At 58.5% G+C, this 18,408-nt stretch carries 13 protein-coding genes; 9 read left to right on the forward strand and 4 right to left on the reverse strand.

Features of this window, described 5'->3' with window-relative positions:
- Window positions 1-22 precede the first annotated feature (22 nt).
- A complete protein-coding gene (locus ACQZ5H_RS21820) occupies window positions 23-733 on the reverse strand; it encodes a GntR family transcriptional regulator (protein WP_112716169.1) in 711 nt (236 codons plus the stop codon).
- A 201-nt stretch (window positions 734-934) separates the two neighbouring features.
- On the opposite strand from ACQZ5H_RS21820, the gene ACQZ5H_RS21825 reads away from it, so the two are divergent.
- The 6 genes from ACQZ5H_RS21825 (at window position 935) to ACQZ5H_RS21850 (ending at window position 7,401) form a co-directional block, all read left to right on the forward strand.
- Window positions 935-2,413, forward strand: a complete 1,479-nt coding sequence (locus ACQZ5H_RS21825; RefSeq protein WP_203431211.1) for an ABC transporter substrate-binding protein — start codon at window positions 935-937, stop codon at window positions 2,411-2,413.
- Window positions 2,414-2,490: 77 nt separating this feature from the next.
- The gene (locus tag ACQZ5H_RS21830; protein WP_203431212.1) at window positions 2,491-3,450 is read left to right on the forward strand and encodes a carbohydrate ABC transporter permease; all 960 of its coding nucleotides are present in this window, start codon (window positions 2,491-2,493) and stop codon (window positions 3,448-3,450) included.
- Window positions 3,447-4,337 carry a carbohydrate ABC transporter permease gene (locus ACQZ5H_RS21835; protein WP_203431213.1) on the forward strand — a complete coding sequence of 297 codons (891 nt, stop codon included), beginning with the start codon at window positions 3,447-3,449 and terminating at the stop codon, window positions 4,335-4,337. Before ACQZ5H_RS21830 ends, ACQZ5H_RS21835 begins: the two co-directional genes overlap by 4 nt.
- 10 nt (window positions 4,338-4,347) lie before the next feature.
- Window positions 4,348-5,445 (forward strand): ABC transporter ATP-binding protein, encoded by a 1,098-nt coding sequence (locus tag ACQZ5H_RS21840; RefSeq protein ID WP_203431214.1) that lies wholly within the window; start codon window positions 4,348-4,350, stop codon window positions 5,443-5,445.
- A gap of 30 nt (window positions 5,446-5,475) precedes the next feature.
- Entirely contained in the window at window positions 5,476-6,639 is a 1,164-nt protein-coding gene (locus tag ACQZ5H_RS21845) for a mandelate racemase/muconate lactonizing enzyme family protein (protein WP_203431215.1), read from the forward strand.
- Between the two features lie 21 nt (window positions 6,640-6,660).
- Window positions 6,661-7,401 carry a ribonuclease activity regulator RraA gene (locus tag ACQZ5H_RS21850; RefSeq protein WP_449099000.1) on the forward strand — a complete coding sequence of 247 codons (741 nt, stop codon included), beginning with the start codon at window positions 6,661-6,663 and terminating at the stop codon, window positions 7,399-7,401.
- Window positions 7,402-8,916: 1,515 nt separating this feature from the next.
- Here the strand turns inward: ACQZ5H_RS21850 and ACQZ5H_RS21855 are convergent.
- Window positions 8,917-9,333 carry a hypothetical protein gene (locus tag ACQZ5H_RS21855; protein WP_203431216.1) on the reverse strand — a complete coding sequence of 139 codons (417 nt, stop codon included), beginning with the start codon at window positions 9,331-9,333 and terminating at the stop codon, window positions 8,917-8,919.
- Window positions 9,334-9,943: 610 nt separating this feature from the next.
- On the opposite strand from ACQZ5H_RS21855, the gene ACQZ5H_RS21860 reads away from it, so the two are divergent.
- The gene (locus ACQZ5H_RS21860; protein WP_203431217.1) at window positions 9,944-10,813 is read left to right on the forward strand and encodes an SDR family oxidoreductase; all 870 of its coding nucleotides are present in this window, start codon (window positions 9,944-9,946) and stop codon (window positions 10,811-10,813) included.
- 238 nt (window positions 10,814-11,051) lie between these two features.
- Here ACQZ5H_RS21860 and ACQZ5H_RS21865 read toward each other — a convergent pair whose 3' ends face one another.
- The gene (locus ACQZ5H_RS21865) at window positions 11,052-14,333 is read right to left on the reverse strand and encodes a DEAD/DEAH box helicase (protein ID WP_449099001.1); all 3,282 of its coding nucleotides are present in this window, start codon (window positions 14,331-14,333) and stop codon (window positions 11,052-11,054) included.
- Window positions 14,334-14,849: 516 nt separating this feature from the next.
- Here ACQZ5H_RS21865 and ACQZ5H_RS21870 point away from each other — a divergent pair.
- Together ACQZ5H_RS21870 and ACQZ5H_RS21875 are read left to right on the forward strand one after the other, a co-directional pair.
- On the forward strand, window positions 14,850-16,025 hold the full coding sequence (locus tag ACQZ5H_RS21870) for a zinc-dependent alcohol dehydrogenase (RefSeq protein WP_203431218.1): 1,176 nt from the start codon (window positions 14,850-14,852) through the stop codon (window positions 16,023-16,025).
- 9 nt (window positions 16,026-16,034) lie between these two features.
- Complete coding sequence (locus ACQZ5H_RS21875; protein ID WP_203431219.1) at window positions 16,035-16,211, forward strand: hypothetical protein; 177 nt, start codon at window positions 16,035-16,037, stop codon at window positions 16,209-16,211.
- Between the two features lie 310 nt (window positions 16,212-16,521).
- Here ACQZ5H_RS21875 and malQ read toward each other — a convergent pair whose 3' ends face one another.
- Window positions 16,522-18,405, reverse strand: coding sequence for a 4-alpha-glucanotransferase (gene malQ / locus ACQZ5H_RS21880; RefSeq protein ID WP_449099002.1), 1,884 nt, complete (start codon window positions 18,403-18,405; stop codon window positions 16,522-16,524).
- Window positions 18,406-18,408 lie beyond the last annotated feature (3 nt).

Consider the following 18,408-nt stretch of genomic DNA (forward strand, 5'->3'; position numbering starts at 1 on the left):
AGAGTCTACACCCGGGCTTTGTCTATCCCGCACGAAGAGCGCTACGCGCCCGCATGTGTTCGAGGAGATGACGGCCGGAGCCCTCGACGTGCCGGGCGATGAGTTCAGCTGCCGCCTCGGCGTTTCCCGACTTCACATGCGCGATGAGCTCACGGTGTTCACTCAGGATGGCGGCCCGGCGGGCAAGCGTGAAATTGAACCGCCGCCCGACTGCGCGCAGCACTTCACGGTGCTTCCACCAGAGTTCGGCAGCATGACGGTTATAGTGCTTCTGGTACATCACCGTATGAAAAGCCGTGTCCAACTCACTGTGTTTGAACGGGTCGGCAAAATCGTTTTGCTCAATCAGATCCTGAATGCGCTCAAGTTCGGCAATGTCGTCAACGGTTGCCATCGTGACGAACCAGCGTGTCAATGCCGGTTCAATGAGGACACCAATCTCGTAGATATCGCGAACAAAGTCCTGATCGATCGGCCGGACGCGCGCACCCCGGTTCGGCACGAATGTGACGAAACCCTCTCCTCGCAAAAGCTGCAAGGCCTCGCGCACCGGGTTGGTGGACGTACCATGGCGCCGGGCGAGATCGGTCACCACCAGCCGCTCGTTTGCCGCCAGCCGGCCCTCGATGATGTCGTCCCTGATGATTTTGTAGAGCGAGGCCCCCTCGCTCGATGCTCCATCGGCATCGATGCCTTCAGGTGGTCCGGCTCTGAAATCGCTCGTCTCGTTCAAAATAATCCCCATCCAATACTCGGCTTACTCGCCTATCATGCAAATCGGCTTCAAACAATGTACGATTTTGCCGATTGACAGACATTCCTTGATCTGAAAACGTGCAATCCGTCTGATGGGATACACTGCTTGAGGAGGCGGCCCAGCGGACAGGAGCGCTCGCCGTGGACCGAGCGGCTCGGGAGAACCTGGAGGATACCCATGACGAGGATTTCACTCGGAGGTGCCGTGCTGCGCGGCACCGTCTCAACCGCTTTGCTGATGTCGATGATGTCTGCCTCAGCCTTGGGCGCATCGGTCGACCTGAGCAAGTGGTCACCCGACTATGTAAGGTCGATCGCCGGCACACAGGACTTCGATACCGCAGCGGACTGCAGCAAGGTAACACCCCTCGACTATAAGGGGCGGCTGACCTTCTGGTACCAGGGTATCTTCGAGGGAGATCCCGATTCACTTCGGCAATATTACAAGGACTTCTTCGCGACGTTCCGCAAGACCTACCCCAATATTCAGCTCGAAGAACAGGGACTGACCTACAACGATCTTCTCGACAAGTTCCGCACCGCGCTTCTCGGCAACGCCGCACCGATGGCCGTCCGCCTGCAAATCCTCGGAGGCGTCGAGTTCGCTGCCAAGGGTTACCTTCAGCCTTTGAAGCCAGAGGATGTCGGCTACAAGACAGAGGACTTCTGGCCCGGCGCAATGAAGGCCGTCAGTTGGGATGGCGTGCCTTATGGCATTCCGACCAATAACGAGACGATGGCATTCATCTGGAATGCCGACATATTCAAGCGCGCTGGCCTCGATCCCGACAAGGCGCCAGCCACCTGGGATGACGTCGTAAAATATTCCAAGCAGATCCATGACAAGCTTGGCGTGTCGGGCTATGGCCTCGTGGCCCGCAAGAACGCTGGCAATACGCCATACCGTTTTATGCCGCAGCTATGGGCTTATGGCGGTGGTGTCTTCGACGAAGCATCCGCCGATCCGACCTACAAGGAGGTCGAACTTGCCAGCCCTCAAAGCAAGGCGGCTTTGCAGGCCTCCTATGACATGTATGTCCGCGACAAGTCGGTTCCCGTTTCGGCGTTGACCAACCAGCAGGCTGACAATCAGCCGCTATTCCTTGCTGGCCAGCTGGGAATGATGGTTTCGCACCCGTCCGATTACGACGTCATGCTCGACCTGCAGAAAAAAGCAACGGCGACGGACAAGGAGAAAGCACAGACCGTTATCGACAACATGCGCTACGGCCTGATCCCGACCGGACCTGACGGCAAGCGTGCCGTGGTCTTCGGTGGCTCGAACATCCATATTCTCAAGCCGGAATATGTCGAGGGCGGCACGGTCGATGAACCCGCAGCCAAGGCGATCATCTGCATGTGGAGCAGCCCGGAATGGTCGCTGAAACTCGCCTATGTCGGATCCAACCCCGGGAACCTGAACGGCTTCAAGACGAAGTGGATGAAAGACCGGCTGGAAAAGATAAAGTTTCTTGACGTGACGACGTCCATGCTGCCCTACGGCATTCCCTTCCCAGCACTTCCGCAGTCACCGGAAATCATGAACATCATCGTGCCCGACATGCTGCAAAACGCGCTGACCGGGGCGATGACCGTTGACCAGGCCGCAGATGACGCGGCTAAAAAGGTCAAGGAACTGATGGATGGTGGCCTCTAGACAAGGTCCTTTGATCTTGGACCGGCTGCAGAGCGATCTGCAGCCGGCCTTCTTCCCACGGATGAGGGCTTTGCATAGTGACGATTTTGACCGGAAAGGCCGAAAACACTGGCCGGTGGCATAACCGTAGATCTGGAGTGATGCGCAGGGTTTGGGATCATCGCTTCGACTACGCGTATGTGCTGCCGTCGATCGCGGTGATGCTTATCGTGATCGCCTACCCCATATACTATACGATAGAACTGTCCTTCTTCAACACGCCGCCCGGTCTGCAGCTGCGCGACAAGATCTTTGTCGGCATCGACAATTATACCGCCATCCTGAAAAGCCCGGTGTTCTGGACGGTGACCAAGAACACGCTTATCTGGACGGTTGGGTCGACTTTCATCTCCTTCGTTCTCGGGTTTGCCTGTGCACTAGCGCTCCATCGCGACTTTGCAGGCAGAGCGATCCTGCGCGCAATCCTGATTATCCCGTGGGTCATCAGCGCAGTCGCCGCGTCTTATATCTGGAAATGGATTTATCATTCAGACTTCGGCGTGATCGGCGCGGTTCTGGTCGGCCTCGGTCTCGCAGACCGGCCACCCAACTTCATCGACAATGTCGATACCGTTCTGCCTTCTCTCATCATCGTCAATATCTGGCGCGAGTTCCCGTTCGCCATGATCATGATGATGGCCGCTCTTCAGACCGTTCCCGACCAATTGCTGCGCGCAGCAAAAGTAGATGGAGCCAATGCGTGGCAGCGGTTCTGGCACGTGACCTTCCCGCATGTCGGCAACGTTTCGATCGTAACGATCCTGCTTCTGGCGGTCGCCAACTTCAATTCGTTCATCATCCCATGGATCATGACCGGCGGTGGCCCGTCGAACGCGTCGCACATCTGGATCACCCACATCTACGAGCTCGCCTTCGGCCGCCAGCGGTGGGGCGTTGCATCTGCATATTCGGTCCTGCTGTTCCTGATCCTGATGTCGTTCGGTTACTTCTATGTCCGCGCGCTCAGCTCCAACGATAAAAAGGAAGCGGCCGAATGAGCACGATTGCACAGACCCGAGACGCGCCCAAGCCGCACCACCGCACGCGCGTCGATGCATGGCGATGGGGCGGGCGCATCTTCCTGCTCTTCATGCTGCTCTACACAGCCTTGCCGATGATTTGGATGTTGCTCACGTCAATCAAATCGGGCTTCGCAGCAATGCAGTTTCCGCCTCAATGGTGGCCGGATCAGCCGACGCTCGCCAGCTACCAGAAGCTGCTCGACCCGCAAAACAGCGTCGGCCAGGATTTCCTGCGTTTCTTCTGGAACAGCCTATTCGTCTCCACGGCGACGACCATAATGTCGGTGATCGTCGCTGTCCCGGCCGCCTACGCCTTCTCTCGCTTCTCATTTCCTGGACGGAACTTTCTGTTTTTTGCCGTCCTGCTTCGGAACATGTTTCCAGCGGTGATTTTTCTCGTACCGCTTTTTATCCTCATGCGGGCAATCGGGCTGGTCAACACCCACGGGTCCCTCGTCCTGACCTACCTCACCTTCGGCTTGCCTCTGGCCATCTGGCTCCTCAAAGGGTTCTACGACAACATTCCAATCCAGCTGGAACAAGCCGCGCGCATTGACGGGGCGACACGCTTTCAGGCCTTCGTTCTGATCGTTGTGCCGCTGTCGACGCCCGGGATCATCGCAACAGCGATCTACTCCTTCATCGGCGCCTGGAACGAGTACATTTACGCCTATACCTTCCTTTCGAAAAACGAACAGCTGACTTTGCCTGTCGGCATCCAGCGCTTCTTTTCGGAAAACACCACCGACTTTCCTGGCCTTATGGCGGCCAGCTTCATGATGAGCGTACCGGTTGTCGTCCTGTTTCTGCTTCTGCAACGATACTTCGTCCGCGCGCTGACAGAGGGCGCCGTCAAGCACTAGGGAGTTGCTCGTGGCCCATGTGGTCTTAAAGGATCTGATCAAAAATTATGGCAGCTTCAATGCTGTTAAAAGCGTTTCGCTGACGGTCAACGACGGCGAATTCGTCGCACTCGTCGGCCCTTCAGGCTGCGGCAAGACGACGACGCTCAACCTGGTGGCGGGGCTGACCTCGGTCACATCTGGCGATATCGTCATCGGCGATCGTGTGGTCAACGAACTCGACCCCAAAGACCGGGACATCGCAATGGTGTTCCAGAATTACGCTCTTTATCCGCAAAAATCCGTCTACAAAAACCTGGCGTTTCCGCTGCAGATGCGAAAACTGCCGAAGGACGAGATCGACAAGAAAGTCAGGGAAGCGGCCCGCGTCCTCGATATGACGCAGTTGCTCGAACGCAAGCCGCGGGAGCTGTCGGGCGGACAACAGCAGCGCGTGGCACTCGGCCGCGCTCTTGTTCGCGACCCTGCCGTGTTCCTGATGGATGAGCCGCTCTCCAACCTGGATGCAAAGCTGCGCGTTCAAATGCGCTCGGAGATCAAGCGGTTTCATCAGGATCTGAAGGCGACAATCATCTATGTGACGCATGACCAGCTTGAGGCTGTGACGATGGCAGACAGAATGGCGGTGATGAATGGTGGCTATCTCCAGCAATACGATACGCCAGCGCAGGTCTTTGCCAATCCCGTAAACATGTTCGTTGCCGGATTTGTCGGCAGCCCGGCGATGAGCCTGGTGCCCCTCGAAGCATCGACAGGCCAAGGAAGAGCTGTTTTGACCAGCGCGGAAGGCTGGCATCTGGAACTCTCCACAGCAAATGCTCGCAAGGTCGACAAGGCAAAGTCGAGGAAAGTCGTTCTCGGTGCGCGACACTCGACCATCAAACTGCACAAAAGTGCGGTTCCGGGAAGCGTGCCCGCCAAGGCCTATACCGTAGAGCCGACGGGAGACGTCACCTTCGTGCAAGCGTTCCTCTCCGGCGCGATCGTCAATATCAGCGTGCCGCCGGCTGTCGCGGTTGCGCCGGACGAACAGATCTGGCTCGAATTCGATCAGGAGCGGATCCATCTCTTCGACGGTGAAACAGAAATGGCCCTGAGAGCTGATTGACAGCAGGCGAATGCGCAACACGAGGCGTCGATGACGGCAAAACTCAAGATCACTGCAATCAAGCCCTATCCAGTATGGGTGGGCATTCGCAATCAGATGCTGGTCAAGGTCGAAACCGATCAAGGGATCTTTGGCTGGGGCGAAAGCGGCTTGAGTGGGCGCGAGCAAGCCGTCACGGGAGCGATCGAGCATTATCGCGAATTTCTGATCGGCCGCGACGCGATGCAGATCGGCCGGATCTGGCAGGAGATCTATCGCAGCCAGTATTTTGAAGGTGGCCGGGTTCTCCAGGCGGCGATGTCGGCGATCGATATCGCTCTTCACGATATCAAGGGCAAGGCCCTTGGCGTGCCGGTCTATGAACTGCTCGGCGGCAGGCAGCGCGAGCGCATTCCAACCTTTGCATCGACCGGTGACGAGGCCGAGGGGGCTGCCGCCATCGAGCGCGCGCGTGAATTGCGGGCACAAGGCTGGCAGGCAATCCGTTTCTTCCCGGCCGGGCAGGACAGCAAGGATATTTTCGAGCCGAGAGAATCAATTGGCCCAACGGCATCGATGCTGAACGAGGCACGCGAGGTATTGGGTGATGACGTCGTCCTCGGTATCGATTATCACCACCGCTTATCGGTGGCGGAGGCGGCGAGCTTCTGCAACAAGCTCGGCCGCGGTGTTCTTGATTTTCTTGAAGAGCCGATACGCGATGAAACACCGTCAGCCTATGAATCCTTGCGCAGAATGACGGATATCCCCTTTGCCATTGGTGAAGAATTTGCCAGCAAGTGGCAGTTCTTGCCGTATATCGAGCGCGACATTCACCAGTTCAACCGGATTGACGTCTGCAACGTCGGGGGGCTCACAGAAGCGATGAAAATCGCCGGCTGGAGCGAGGCGCACTACGTCGATTTGATGCCGCACAATCCACTTGGCCCGGTCTGTACCGCTGCGACAATCCATTTTGCAGCCGCTGTCGCCAATTTCGCTTGGCTAGAGACCCGGGCGCCTGAAGCCAGGCTCGGCTTTGACAATTCGGACTTCTTTCCAGTTCAGCCAAGACTGGACGGAGCAGACTACCCAGTCAGCGAACGGCCCGGGCTCGGCATCGAGGTAAATGAGGATGCCATTGCCGCCGAGAGCTTCCGCTTCTGGGAAGCGCCGCATCTGAGGCGCCGCGACGGTTCAGTCACCAACTGGTAATTACCAAACACTGGAGCCCCCATGACCAAGACAACGGATATTACGCGGCCCCCCAAGGAATTGATCGAGGCTCTGGAAGAAATCGGCGCGGCAACGATAGCGGGAACGCTTGGGCACATGGGATTTCGCAATCCGCACATGGTTGGCCCCGTTTCGCAGCGGCGAGGCAGATCGATCGTCGGACCGGCATTGACACTCCAGTTCATGCCCCAGCGGCCTGATCTCTTCAGCGAGGGCGAATACGCTGATCCGGAAACGCAGCTGCACCGCCATGTCCTCTATCACGTGCAGGAAGGCGACGTGGTCGTCGTCGATGCGCGCGGCGATATGAGCTCGGGTGTCTTCGGCGATATGATGTCGACCTATTTTAAGGGCCGCGGCGGCGCCGGCATCGTTATCGATGGATGCATGCGCGACAGACCCAACGTCGAAAAGCTGGACCTGTCGCTGTGGCTTCGCGGCTGGACGCCGAACTACCATGTTCAGACGAGCATCTATCCCAACGCAGTGAACGTACCGATTGCCTGTGGTGGCGTCACGGTGATCCCCGGAGACATCATCGTGGCGGATGATGACGGGGTGGTCGTGCTCCCCGTTGCCATGGCCTCAAAGGTGATCCAGGAATCAAAAACCCACCATGACTGGGAAGAATTCTCCCGTATGAAGCTGATGGCTGGCGGATCCCTGCAGCGATACTATCCGTTGCACGATGATGCTCGGGGCGAATACGAGGAATGGACCAGAACGAACACCCGGCGCTAGCGCGATCTGCGGAGGGTGCAGCAGCGAGAAACGGATCCTTCACCCAGTCCTGAGTCAAGGGGTGAGTTGCGGTCGGCTCTTCGTTTCCTGTTTTGCTGCTCGGAGGCCGCACGACAGCTAGTCTTTTCGCTCGTTTCCCGTCTCTGTCGATGGGTCACAGTTGCGTGGTACCGGCCGCTTTGTGGCTGGGAGATAGGAGCGCTGCCGTCCGATCGCGCATAGTAGGACTAAGGTCGATCGAGGCACAGCAAACGGACGGCTGCGTTTTCAGGTCTGCGTTTCGAACGGAGTATTGAAAAATGAAAACGCTACTGATGGCTGGTAGATCGGATTGGCATCGATAATCGCGACCGCGACACCGGGAATGGCCGACAGTCTGACGCTTACCGTCGGCGATCTTCACATAGGCTACAGGGATGGCGGCCGAGACCGGCGCGACTGGCGCCGCCACCATGCGCGCCACTACTACCGCCCTGGTCGTCGCTGCCGCGTGACCACTGTCCGGCATCGTTATCATCACCGCTGGGTCTATAGTGATAAGCGTATCTGCCGCTGGTAGACGACGGTTTGAGAAGCACCACATTGCTTTTTGCAAGGATGTTGCCGGCCTGGCAACCAACCTTACGTAGCGTCCAAGCCGCTTTGATTAATCCTAAGGGTCAGGCTGACAGCTCGCTTTTAAGCGTTCATCATGGCTATGGTTTGAAGGGCAATCCAAACCAGCTGCCTCGTCCTGTGCATCCACCTGTGCAGGGCGAGGCTTATTCCTCCCGCGTGCCGGCCACCCCAACCCCTGCGCTTCCACCGACAATGACCGACCCGGCAGGCGACCAGCGGTGTTGAAACGATCCCCGTTTTGCCGCCCGGACGAAAGGCTGATCGCCACCGTGGCCTGGGGCCCCTTGACACCTCGCGAGCCTTACGCTGGAAATGCGATGCCAGTGCGCGGCCGGAATGTCTGCGCCGATTTATCCTGCCGTTTGACGCCACTCGATTTTTTGCGATTACGATTGCCCATGAAGACATTGACCGGCCAGCGCATGCGCACATTACTGATGCATCTCGATCACTTAAGCTTTCGGCCGCCGCCATCGACTGTGGGACGGCGAACAACTCGCCTAGCTCTGCAAAATGATTTGATCGAAGTCATAGGAGACCTTTCCTTGGCCTACAGATGCCGGTTGACCGAGAAAGGCCTCGCAGCGCGCTCTGGGCTCGCACGCGATAGTCGCGCATCTTAGCTCCAACCGGAGCGCCTGCTTCGACCATTATGCGGATTGGGTCTACATTATCGGCGATCAATACCATCTTTGGCGCGGCTGGAAATGGGCAACGACCGGCTGGTGCGATAGCAATGACAGGAACGAGGACGCAATACGATCGTGCGGTTGCGTCTCTATATCCACTTGCATCTGCCTGTCGTGGATACTGATGGCAGAGCAAACTGAACGCCGCATTGGGCATGAGCAGGAGGCTCGCCCTTGTCCGCAAGCCTCCTGCGGTGCTTGATTGAGCTTACCGCGTGGCGCCCCACAGATAGGCGAGGCCGGCGACAATGCCGACTGCGGTCAGCGGGTTTTCGCGTACGGTCGCTTCAACATCGGCCCAGAAGCTTCGAGCCTCGGCACGGGCGGCCCTCGCCCCGTCTTTTGCAACCTGAGACGCCGCCTGTCTCACTTGACCAGCGTCACGCCTCAAGGACCGATCAGCCGGATCAGAGCTGGACTCCTCATCGGCCTGCAGCACGCGCGCTGCCTCGCCTGGGTCAGCCCGGCCGGTTGGAATGGACGTTGTCGACGCGGATACGGGGTCTGACGCCGGAAAGGTGTCTTCAAGAGCTTTGTCGAGCTCGCCTTTTTGCGACCGTGAGCGTTGTGCCGCCTGTTCGCGAAGCAACGATTGGACGGCGGGTGAATCCTTGGGGTCTGCCATTGTGTTTTTCTCCCTGGTTGAAAAGAGCCAACTTAAAAAGCGGCTTTTCTGATTAGAAGCTGATCTTGGTCATGAACGCCGTGGGACAGAAGATGTTCATCCCTTCTCGTCATGGTTGTTGGGCAAATGAATTCCCTTTGCACAGAATTTCAATTCCGCCCGCAGCGACGCGGCGGTTCTTGCGTTGGTCTGCTTAGATCCATCGACTGACGGCTAACGACGGTCAGCGAAGTTCGTTCGACCCATCAAGAGAAATATCGCGGACTGCCGGCATGTCTATACGCATGCGGCGCCCTGCCGCCGAGACCGAGAGGCACTGGCTAGAGGGGCGCTAATCCTTTCATCGACCGGTTCGGCCGTCAGAAATCAGAGGGCCCAAAAATCACAATGACTGGTCCAAATCTCGTGGTAGCAACTCTAATCGGACGGGTCCGTGCTCTAGGGTCGTCAGGATTGGGAACGATGGCTTACGTGACCGAGCAGGCGTCCGGCTTGGCCCCCGGGCATTCTCACGTCACATCTTGCCTCATTTCTCGAACGACCGTGACGGCAATGGAACTGTGGTTGCCTGCAGATGTTTGGTAAGCGTCAAACAATAATGGAGCCCACGATGACAGATGATGCACGCCGGCCAACCCCGCCCTATCCGGAGCAGCAGCAAAGCCCGCCAGGCAAAACGAGGGCCATGGACCCGATTCCCGACCATGGCGAACAATCCTACAAAGGCGATGGCAAACTGAACGGCAAGGTGGCACTGATCACAGGTGCCGATTCAGGAATAGGCAAGGCTGTCGCGATCGCATTTGCCCGCGAGGGCGCCGACATTCTCGTCTCCTATCTGGACGTTGAAGAGGACGACGCGAAAGACACGGCAGAGTGGATTGCAAAGGCCGGCCGCAAGGCTGTGTTAGTCCCCGGCGACATCAAGTCCGAAGATCATTGCCGCTCCCTGGTTCAGCGCGCCGTCGACGAACTTGGAAGCATCGACATTCTCGTCAACAATGCCGCCTTCCAACGCACATATGCTGATATCGGGGACATCACCGCGGAGGAGTGGGACGAGACGTTTCGCACCAATATCTACGCCCCATTCTTCCTTTCCAAAGCTGCCGCTCAACACATGAAGGCCGGAAGTGCGATCATCAACACGACCTCGATCCAGTCGCGTCAACCCTCACCGCAGCTTTTGGCCTATGCGTCGACCAAGGGGGCAGTCCTGAACTTCACGGCTGGACTTGCCGAGATGCTTGCCGACAAGGGCATCCGTGTCAACGCGGTGGCGCCCGGTCCGATCTGGACCCCGCTCATTCCCTCGACAATGCCAGCCGAAAAGGCTGCCAAATTCGGCGAACAGACGCTGATCGGCCGCGCCGGGCAGCCAGCGGAATTGGCTGGCGCCTATGTCCTGCTGGCCTCCGACCTCGGCAGCTACATGACCGGCGCCGTCATCCCCGTGACGGGTGGCGAGGTAATGATCTAGATAGCAAGGCCAACTGACAGCGTCGGCTCAAGACGCTGTCAGCCGAAAGCCGCGCCGACCACGGGCCTCCTTCAGGAGTAGGCCCAACGCGAGCCAGATCGACAAAAGCCAGCTGATAACAATCGGTCCGCCTTCGCGGTCCACAAGCGATCTTTCTAAGCTTCAGGCGGAAAGCGGACGTTGATCGATGCAGGCGATGCGGCGATGCGGCGATGCGCCACGGTGACCGAGCCGCCGCCTAATGCAACGAGAGAAGCTTTTCGAAGAAAAACACACGTTCGGCGCCCGTCTGCGTTGCTCGCTCGAACACCACACGGTCGTCATGTCGAGACGATCCAGCATTTTTAAGCAAGGTGGTCAGCACCTTCGCCGGCGTTTTCGGGGTCACCGTGACTGCCAATGCCTTGGGGCCAGCCTCCAGTCTCGCCAAACCAAAGCGCGCCGCCGCAATTTGCAACCTGGTCAGCCGGAGCAAAATCAACAGGTCCTGAGGCGGATCACCGAACCGATCTTCGAATTCCTCTTCGAGATCGTCCACCTGCTCGATGGAGACCGCGTGCAGTAGGCGCACATGGAAATTGAACCGCACTGCCGGGTCCGACACGTAGTCGCGCGGGATGGAGCCGGAAACCCCGAGGTTGACGATCGAGCGCCGGTGATCCAACGCTTTTTGGCCACGCAGCTCCAACACGGCTTGCTCGAGGAGCCGTTGGTAAAGCCCGATGCCGATCGCCTTGATGTGCCCGCTCTGCTCCTCGCCGGCAACGTCACCTGCGCCGCGAAGGTCGAGATCTCGCATGCTGATGGAAAGTCCGGATCCGAGGCGATCGTTCTCGACAAGGGTAGATAGTCTCAACCGCGTTTCCTCCGAAACGTCGGCGCCCTCTTCGGTCACAAGGTAGGCAAAACCCTGCGCTCTCGCCCGTCCAACCCGACCGCGCAGCTGGTGGAGCTGCGCAAGCCCGAATTTATCGGCTCGCCAGATAAACATGGTATTGGCCAACGGAACGTCGAGGCCATTTTCGATGATATTGGTCGCCAGCAGGACGTCCCCGTCGCCGCTGGCAAAACCAACGATTGCTTCGTCAATGTCTCCGGCCGACATCTTCCCATGCGCGATCCCGATGGTAAGTTCCGGAACAATTGTCGCAAGGATTGCTTCGACTTCCCCGATGTCCTCGATCCTTGGGACGACAACGAAGCTCTGGCCACCTCGGCGAAATTCCCGCATCAGTGCCGTACGCATCGACGCCTTGTCAAATTGGCCAAGCGATGTTCTGACAGGCCGGCGTTTCGATGGCGCGGTGACCAGGAGATTGACCTCCTGGATGCCGATCATGGCAGACTGCAGAGTGCGTGGGATGGGGGTGGCGGACATCGCAAGTGTATGAAGCGCCGGCGCAAGTGCGCTCATCGCCCGCTTTTCTTTCAAGCCAAAACGGTGCTCCTCGTCAACGATTAGCAGACCAAGACGGGAGAAGGCCACGTCTTTCGCGAGAATGGCCTGTGTCGCGACAACAATGCTGATCTCGCCACTAACGAGCCCGGCCTTCACCGCCTTTGCGCCAGAAGGCTTGACCAGCCGCGACAGCATCGCGACCGAAACTCCTGTGTCACCAAAGCGGCGTTGGAACGTCGAGAAGTGCTGACGAGCCAGAACAGTCGTCGGCGCGATGACCACGACCTGGCCGCCGGCAAGAGCCACGGCCGCAGCTGCGCGTAACGCAATTTCGGTCTTGCCGAAGCCGACATCACCACAGATCAGCCGGTTCATCACCTGGCCTGAAGATAGGTCCGAAAGCACGGCCTTGATTGCGGCCAGCTGGTCCGGCGTCTCCGAATAGGGAAACCGGCGGGCAAACCGGCTATACTCCCCGCGTGGCGCAACGAACCTTTTGGCTTTTGCCGCGTGCCGCTCACGGGCAAGCTTCATAAGATGACGGGCGGTCGACCCGATGTCTTTAACGATCCTTGCCTGGGTCTTTCGCCAGGCATCTGTGTGTAGTCGCTCGAGGGTGACGGACCCGGCTTGCGAGCCATATCGCCAGATCTTGCCGAATTCTTCGGTCGGCACCAACAGGGAAGCGTCATCCCGGAACTGGAGCCGGGCAGCATCCCTTTCATGCCCTTCTATTGCGACGCGCTCCAGATCAGACAGGATCGAAATACCGTGATCTTCATGAACGACCACGTCGCCGATTTCAATCTCAGGCTCGATCAGCGCAGAGCCGGTTGACGGCAGGGAGGCCAAATCTTCGCTTGCGGGGATAAGGGCGAGGTCCCGGTCTTCATCCACGAAACCTTCCTCAACGTCGCTTTCCACCCTGATGAGGCTACCAGCGCGCGCCTTCAGGACCGCATCCCACGCCGTTGCCTTGTCGCAAACGCGCCCGGACGTCTTTTCAACCCGCTGACACAGCGCATCCAGCGAACGGCCGCGGCCCGCTATGACGACCTTTCGTCCCCTTTGCAGGTTAGCAAGAGCGACATCCTCGCGAAACCTTCGAGGGTTTCCGGCCTCTTTAGCGGGCGGCAAGGCATCGCCTCCCCTCACGTCAAGCTCGACAGTCGCAAGCGTCGCAATCTGTGCATTCCATTCGGCGCGATCAAGGTAGAGGGAGCAAGGATGTGAACCGTCGTGAGCCCGGAACCTGTCATCTGCCTGGAGGGCGTCATCGACGATGCCGAGATATTCACCAAGGCGTGCTTCTGCTCCGGGCGCGAATGCCACGCGACACTGTCCGAGAACATCGAAAACGGTCGGCATGGAATCGTAGAGTTGCAGGAGGGCGAGCTCCATGCTGCGAGACGGCCTCTCCTCATTTATCCCGTCATCGGCAGGGATTGCCTCCGATGCCGGACCAAAGACCATCTCGTCTTGAAGTTCGGTCGTCCTTTGGGTCGCGGGGTCGTAGGATTTGAGTTCGACGACCTCGTCGTCCTCGCTCAGAACGATCCGCATCGGCGCTGCCGCTCCCGCGGGAAATATGTCGATGACCTCTTCTCTGATTGCGAGCTCCCCAGGCTCATCGGCCACGGTTTCGATCGCATACCCCGTGGAGCGGACAAACGCTTCGAACATCTGCCTGTCGAGGGGCCTCCCCGTCCTGACTGCAAAACGACTGTTCCTTATGATGTCCAGGGGTGGGATCCGCTGAAGGACAGCATTGAGCGAGGTGATCAGCAACCTTGGTGTCCGGCTGGGTTCGCTCCAGACACTCAAGGCGTCCATCCGCCTTCCCATGCAATTGCGAGATGGGGGAACACGGTCATAGGGCAAGCAGTCCCATGGTGGCAGCTCGACGACGTCCAGGTCCGGAAACAGGCACCGGATCGAACGTGAGACGCGCTCCGCGGAGAGTTCACTCAAGGCAACGTAGCAGATCGACATGCGCGAGCTTTCAAGCAGGGCGGCAAGACGCGTCGCAACGAAGGCCGCCGGCGCCTTGCCCGGCGGACTTCTCTCGTCCGCGGACGGGAGTGGTGGCGGATCTGTGGCTTCGTATTCGGTAATGCGCAATGAAAATCTCGCTGTAAGGGGTCCGTTGCAAGAACAACGGATGCGGGTTGTTGTTCCGTGATCTGCTTCGTCAAAATCGCGTCGTTTCCAGGCTTGCCCGTCGCGCCTGCGGATTTCGTATCCCGTGTAAGCTTTCGTTCACGGCCCGATTAGTCGAACGTGTCAGGTATTGCACCAGCCCGGCGTTTCCCTGACCGTTTTCGAACGCGGAACTTTCCGTACGCGCCGTTGTTAGGCACCAGACGATAAAGTCGGACAATTGATGGGCATTGACGAGACTTCCACCACCGTGGCGTTTATCCTGGGCAACCTCCAGACGGACTATCGCCTGGCTTCGAGCGATAGCGGAACGATGCTGTATTCGGCTTCGCCATGCTCATAGCACCGTCAATCGTCAATTTTCCGCCCGCAGCGCGCTGGATCGTCCACGCGGTCGGCGTCCTTTCCATCGTGATCTCTCTGACCACGAGAACCCGCGCGGTCGGCACCGCATCTTGAGACAACAAGGAGACAGTGATGAAAGCACTCTGCTGGCATGGGAAAGGCGACATTCGCTGCGACAGCGTCCCAGATCCCAAAATAGAAAATGACCGAGACGCGATCATCAAGATGTCGGCCTGCGCGATTTGTGGGTCCGACCTCCATTTGATGGACGGCTACATCCCCTTCATGGAGAAGGGCGATATTCTCGGCCACGAATTTATGGGCGAGGTGGTTGAAGTCGGTCGCGGCAACAAGAAGCTCAAGGTCGGCGACAGAGTGGTCGTACCCTTTACAATTTGCTGTGGCGAGTGCTCGCAATGCCTAAAGGGCAACTGGTCAGTCTGTGAGCGAACGAACCGCAATGCCGAGAACGCCACGAAGGCATTCGGCTATCCGACAGCGGGGCTGTTTGGATATTCGCATCTAACGGGCGCCTACGCCGGCGGACAAGCCGAATATGTGCGCGTGCCCTACGCAGATGTCTCCCCTATAATCATACCGAACGGCATCTCTGACGAGCAGGCACTCTTCCTCGGCGACATTTTTCCGACCGGGTGGATGGCAGCGGCCAATTGCGAGATCGAGCCAACAGACATCGTTGCGATCTGGGGCTGTGGCCCGGTCGGCCAGTTCTGTATCAAGAGCGCACTTATGCAAGGCGCCGCCCGCGTCATTGCGATCGACAACGTACCAGAGCGTCTGGCTCTCGCCGCCGCAGCTGGCGCCAAAACGATCAATTTTGATGAAATCGAGGGTACCATCCCCGATCGCATCAAGGACATGACTGCTGGCCATGGCGCCGACAAATGCATCGATGCTGTTGGTGCTGAATCGCATGCAACGGCATCCTTTGATGCCATCGTCGATAAGGTAAAAGCCGCCACATTGCTTGGAACCGACCGCCCGCATGTTCTCCGGACCGCAATAATGGCATGCCGTCCTGGCGGTATCGTCTCAGTTCCCGGCGTTTATGGCGGGTTCCTCGACAAGATCCCGTTCGGAGCGGCAATGAACAAGGGCCTGACGATCAGAACCGGCCAGACGCATGTCAACCGTTACTCGCTCGATCTCCTGCGCCGGATCGAGGAAGGCGAAATTGATCCGAGTTTTGTAATAACCCACCGCGCGGACCTCGAACGCGGGCCCGAACTCTACGAGACGTTCCGTGACAAGAAGGACAATTGCATAAAGGTCGTTCTGACTGCGTGAGAACCGATAATGGAAGCCAACGACCTCAAGGCGGCTTGCCGCAAGTTCGAACATGAGCACGGCGTGGAGGCGTTCCTCGACGCCATCGCCGGGATCATGCCGACCGGATGGCCGCTCATAGGCTGGAGGCGAATTTTTTCGATGATGCCGATCAGAGGGCCGACGCGCCCTCCAGCCGAGTGTTGATCTCGCCCGCGGCCTGGATCGCTGGCCTTCAGCCGGTCTGTTTGCTCTGAGCGCCGCTGTCGGGCCCGGCCAGCCCGAGGACGGGTTGCTCGCCGAGCGTTTCATTCTGAAAGATCGAAACTGCCCCTTCCCGTCCATCGAAGGAGCATTCGTTCCAGCGTGCAGGCGGAGGAACCGAGCCATGCGAGGCGGTCGCGAAGTGTCCGATAGGTGACATTTGCTGGCTGGAGCGTTGCGCAAGGTGGAGGGATTCTGTGAAATCCTACCGCACATTGCGCGAAGACCTGTCGTCTCCCATCGTGCTCGCCAACTAATGTTTTGGTCGCTCGTCCCGCATGGCGTCAGCGATTTCCTGAAGCAGCGGTAATCCGGAAAGCCGCTCAAGTGCCACAGATAGCTTTGGCTTCCAGTTCGGATAGGTGCCGCTCGTGCCCGGAATGTTGGTCGGTCGCTTTTCGGCCGTCATGTCGGCCAACCGAACCGCAGCAAGTACTGAGGCGGTCTTTGCTATGAAGCGATGTGCGCTGACGACCAGGTCTTTCAGCTTGTCGTCGTCGGCTCTCGGCGAAGGCAGGTGTTTGGGCGGGTTGGTACCCTCCTCTTTCAGCGCGACCTTCAGATCTTCTCGCTCATGCTGGCGTTGTTCTGAATGCGCTTTCGTCATCTCGGGTGGGACGATCCCATGTTCGGATCTGGCATTGATGTCCGCGCCACGCCACCAGCCTGCCAATGTCTGATGGTCGTGTGTGGAAATACAGGCGAGCGACAGACGCGGATATGCACCTGCCGGCGTGAAACCCTTCTGTCCCCGTTCATAAGACAGGATGCGATAAGAGAGGATATTGGCTTCAGCAAGATCCTCCTGCAGGCCTTCCGGCAGCATGCCGAGGTCCTCTCCGATCACCAGGCAACGGTAATTTGATGAGGCTTCGGCCAGAATCTGTAGCAGCTCGTTTTGCGGGTAATCCACATAAGCACCTTCGTCGGGCGTACTGTCGAGCGGGACGAGAAATAGCCGGCGCAGGGCTGCCGCATGATCGATCCTGATAGCGCCTGCGTACCGCATCGCAGCCGTTACCATTCGCCGAAATGGCGCGTTGTTGCCCGAAGCGATTTCTGCAGGATGATAGGCTGCCAAGTGCCAGTCCTGGCCCTGGGGAGCAAACGGATCGGGCGGACTTCCGACCGTTGCATCGGAGATGTAGTTGCCTTGTTCGCTCCAGGTTGCCGAGCCGTCAGTTGCTTCTCCGACAGCCAGGTCGAGGTAGAGACCGATACGCAGACCGGCGTTTTGCGCAGCGTCGGTGGCTTGTCTCAATTGGCGATGGCAAACCCATTGCAGCCAGATATTGAAGTCGATCTGGTCTGCATGCTCGTCGGCAAACCTTGCGACCTCTGCGTTCTCCGGCCGCTGATATTCCGCTGGCCAAGATGACCAACCCGCGCCGAGACCTTGATCAGCCATCACCGAGGACAAAGCGTCAAACAGCGCGTGACGGCGCAGGACCTCCCCACCCTCATCGACAAAGCGATCGAACGCTTGGCGATCTTCCGCTTGACGATCTGAAGAGGATCGCCAAGCCTGCCAGATGCGGCGCAAAACAGCCATCTTGGCCTCGGCCACCCCGCCGTAATCAACGAGATCGCTCGACCGCAACTGCCCTATCCGCAGATCGAGCTGCGGATCGCTTTTGAAGCCGGGGACATGGTCGACCGCGATGTACAACGGATTGAGCATCTGCCGGCTTGATGGCTCGTAGGGGCTGCACCGGTCAGGATCGGCAAGGAAAGGCGCATGCAGAGGGTTAAGCCCGATGAAGTCGGCGCCAAGCGTCCCGGCAAAGCGGATGATGTCGATCAGGTCCTGGAAGTCGCCAATGCCCCAATTGCGTTCAGATCGCAGCTCGTAAAGCTGCAAGCTGATGCCCCATACTCGATCGGTCAGAAGAAAATCCGGCAGAAAAGCGCGCGGGATGGCTTTGCTGGAAGCTTTATGGGTGGCATGCCGCCCAAGGCACTCGGCATCGCTGTCGACGCAGACGCCGAGCGCCGCAAGGATTTTTCGCTTCGTGTCGTCGCTAATCGCAACGTCCCCATTGTCTGGGCCTGGCCTTTTGAGGCTGATCCCGTGTTCTGTTGCCAGCTGGTTGAGACGCGCATTCGAAGGAGCGTCACTTTCTTTACGGGAGACCATGCA

The organism is Rhizobium sp. 21-4511-3d (genome assembly GCF_053522545.1).

Bases quoted from the DNA above. Each gene is read 5' to 3' on its own strand.
- malQ (WP_449099002.1), bottom strand. From the start codon at position 18,405: ATGGTCTCCCGTAAAGAAAGTGACGCTCCTTCGAATGCGCGTCTCAAC.
- ACQZ5H_RS21860 (WP_203431217.1), top strand. From the start codon at position 9,944: ATGACAGATGATGCACGCCGGCCAACCCCGCCCTATCCGGAGCAGCAG.
- ACQZ5H_RS21875 (WP_203431219.1), top strand. From the start codon at position 16,035: ATGGAAGCCAACGACCTCAAGGCGGCTTGCCGCAAGTTCGAACATGAG.
- ACQZ5H_RS21855 (WP_203431216.1), bottom strand. From the start codon at position 9,333: ATGGCAGACCCCAAGGATTCACCCGCCGTCCAATCGTTGCTTCGCGAA.
- ACQZ5H_RS21845 (WP_203431215.1), top strand. From the start codon at position 5,476: ATGACGGCAAAACTCAAGATCACTGCAATCAAGCCCTATCCAGTATGG.
- ACQZ5H_RS21835 (WP_203431213.1), top strand. From the start codon at position 3,447: ATGAGCACGATTGCACAGACCCGAGACGCGCCCAAGCCGCACCACCGC.
- ACQZ5H_RS21870 (WP_203431218.1), top strand. From the start codon at position 14,850: ATGAAAGCACTCTGCTGGCATGGGAAAGGCGACATTCGCTGCGACAGC.
- ACQZ5H_RS21825 (WP_203431211.1), top strand. From the start codon at position 935: ATGACGAGGATTTCACTCGGAGGTGCCGTGCTGCGCGGCACCGTCTCA.
- ACQZ5H_RS21850 (WP_449099000.1), top strand. From the start codon at position 6,661: ATGACCAAGACAACGGATATTACGCGGCCCCCCAAGGAATTGATCGAG.